Source organism: Janibacter sp. CFPM2_SD2, assembly GCF_057364645.1.
In genome coordinates this window covers 1-2436 of sequence record NZ_JBNFOF010000292.1, presented here as the reverse complement: position 1 = coordinate 2436, position 2436 = coordinate 1, and the positions used below count along the sequence as shown (strand labels likewise).

Here is a 2436-nt window from a genome sequence, read left to right as displayed (position 1 = left end):
CGAGGCTGCGCGGGCCGAAGGCGACGTTGTCGCGCACGCCGAGGTGGGGGAAGAGCTGCCCGGCCTGGCTGAGCAGCACGACCCGGCGCCGGTGCGGGGGCAGCGCGTCGAGCACCCGGCCGTCGAGGACGACCCGGCTCTCGTCCGCCCGAGCCAGACCGGCGACGACCGACAGCAGCGAGGACTTGCCGGCGCCGTTGGGCCCGGCGACGGCATGCCGACCCGGGCGGCAGCTCGAGGTCGACGTCGAGCCCGCGCTGCGCCCACCGGGCGCGCACCTGCAGACTCATCGCGCCCCCTTCGTCGTCCGGGCGTAGACCGCACCGACGATGACCGTGGCGAGCACGACGAGGACGAGCGACAGCGCGATCGCGGCGTCCTGGTCGGTCTCGCGCTGCAGGTAGATCTCGAGCGGCAGGGTGCGGGTGCGGCCCTGGGCCGACCCGGCGAAGGTCAGCGTCGCGCCGAACTCGCCGAGGGCGCGGGCGAAGGCGAGGACGGACCCCGACAGCAGGCCGGGCCCGACGAGCGGCAGGGTGACCCGGGTGAGGCGCCGCCACGGGCTCGCCCCGAGGGTCGCGGCCGCCTCCTCCTGCCGGGGGTCGAGGCCGCGGACGGCACCTTCGAGCGAGAGGACGAGGAAGGGGAGGGCGACGAAGGTCTGCGCGAGGACGACTGCGGTCGTCGTGTAGGAGATCGTGATGCCGGCGGCGACGAGGTGCTCGCCGATGAGCCCGCGTCGGCCGAAGGTCGTGAGCAGCGCGAGGCCGCCGACGACCGGGGGCAGGACGAGCGGCACGAGCACGAGGGCCCGCAGCACGGACTGCCCGGGCCAGCGGCCCCCGGGCGAGCAGGATCGCCAGCGGCGCCCCCGAGGAGCAGGCACAGGACGGTGGCGGCCAGGGCGGTGCGCAGCGAGAGCAGCAGGGCGTCGACCGACGCCTCGGAGGTCAGCAGCGGCCAGAGGCGGCCGGCGTCGACGGAGGTGAGCAGCCCGAGCAAAGGGACGACGACGACGAGGACGGCTCCCGCCGCGGGCACCCACAGCCAGCCGGGTGGCCTCACGGGGCGCCGAAGCCCTTGTCCTGCAGGACCTTCTGCCCCTCCGGGCCGAGGACGTGCTCGACGAATTCGGCGGCGACGTCGGGGGAGGCTGCGTCCGTGAGCGCGCCGATCGGGTAGCGGTTGACGACCCTGTCGGCGCCTTCGGTCCGCACCGCCTCGACGTCGTCGCCCGCGCCGGTGGCGTCGGTGACGTAGACGAGCCCGGCGTCGGCCTCGCCGGTGCTCACCTTGGTGAGCACGTCGGTGACCTTCGACTCCTCGCTCGCCGGGTCGAGGGTGACGTGCTGCTGCTCGGTGAGCGTCTTCGTCGCGGCACCGCAGGGCACCTGCTCGGCGCAGACGACGACCGCGAGGTCCGGGTCGGCGAGGTCCTCCAGGCCGGTGATCTGCTTCGGGTTGCCCGGCTCGGTGACGATGGTCAGCACATTGGTCGCGAAGACCTGCGGGTCGTCGACGGCGTCCTCGACCTTGTCCATGTTGGCCTCGTCGGCGGAGGCGAAGACGTCGAGCTGCGCGCCGCCCTCGATCTGCGTCGCGAGGTCGGACGAGCCGGCGAACTGGAGGTCCACGGTGACCCCCTCATGGGCTGCCTGGAAGTGCGTGGCGATCTCCTCGAAGGCATCGGTCAGCGAGGCGGCAGCGGCGACGTGCAGGGTCGTCTCGCCGTCGTCCGACGCGTCGGAGGCGTCGGAGCCGCAGGCGGCGAGGGCCAGGGCGAGCACGGCGACGGACGAGGAGGCGGCGAGGCGGCGGATCACGAGGGGGTCCCGGGGGTGGCGATGACGACATTGGTCGACTTGATCGAGGCGACCGCGACGGCGCCTGGCTCGAGGCCCAGCTCGTCGGCGGCCTCGCGCGACATGAGCGAGACGATGCGGAAGGGCCCGGCCTGCAGGCTCACCTGCGCCATGACGCCGTCGCGCAGGACCTCGGTGACGATGCCGCGCATGCGGTTGCGCGCGGACTCGTCGCGCACCGTGCCGATGGCCGGTGGTTGCGCGATCTCCTGGGCGCGGCGGGCCAGGTCGGTCCCGTCGACGAGGGTGACGCCGTCCCCCTTCGTCGCCGCGAGGCGCCCACCGTCGATCCAGCGCCGGACCGTGTCGGAGGAGACGGCGAGCAGCTCGGCCGCCTCGGACACCCGCATCTGCGTCATGAAGGGGACGCTATCAGCGCATCTGCGGCTCAAACGCTGCAAGACCCTAGGGTCTTGCAGGGTTCGGCACGGTCAGTCGGTGGGCAGGTCCTGCGGGCCGAAGGGGGTCGGCTCGCCGATCTTCGCCGTCACCGAGTCGCCGGAGGAGCCGGCCGGTCAGACGGCGCTGCACCCACGGGCCGGCGTAGCCGACCGCCCACCTGGCCTGCTCCGCA

At 73.9% G+C, this 2436-nt stretch carries 2 protein-coding genes and 2 pseudogenes; all 4 read right to left on the bottom strand.

The genetic code is table 11. From position 1 onward, the window contains the following. Positions 1–208, bottom strand: a pseudogene (locus AC2W7J_RS17480) (ATP-binding cassette domain-containing protein); the annotation flags it as partial. Between the two features lie 78 nt (positions 209–286). Next, a pseudogene (locus tag AC2W7J_RS17475) lies at positions 287–1065 on the bottom strand (ABC transporter permease). Then, positions 1062–1823 carry a molybdate ABC transporter substrate-binding protein gene (modA, locus tag AC2W7J_RS17470; RefSeq protein WP_485983972.1) on the bottom strand — a complete coding sequence of 254 codons (762 nt, stop codon included), beginning with the start codon at positions 1821–1823 and terminating at the stop codon, positions 1062–1064. Before modA ends, AC2W7J_RS17475 begins: the two are co-directional and overlap by 4 nt. Next, a complete protein-coding gene (locus AC2W7J_RS17465) occupies positions 1820–2221 on the bottom strand; it encodes a TOBE domain-containing protein (RefSeq protein ID WP_485983970.1) in 402 nt (133 codons plus the stop codon). Before AC2W7J_RS17465 ends, modA begins: the two co-directional genes overlap by 4 nt. Between the last annotated feature and the right edge of the window lie 215 nt (positions 2222–2436).

What these genes read in the sequence shown, in the direction of transcription:
- AC2W7J_RS17465 (WP_485983970.1), bottom strand. Translation starts at nt 2,221, where the DNA reads ATGACGCAGATGCGGGTGTCCGAGGCGGCCGAGCTGCTCGCCGTCTCC.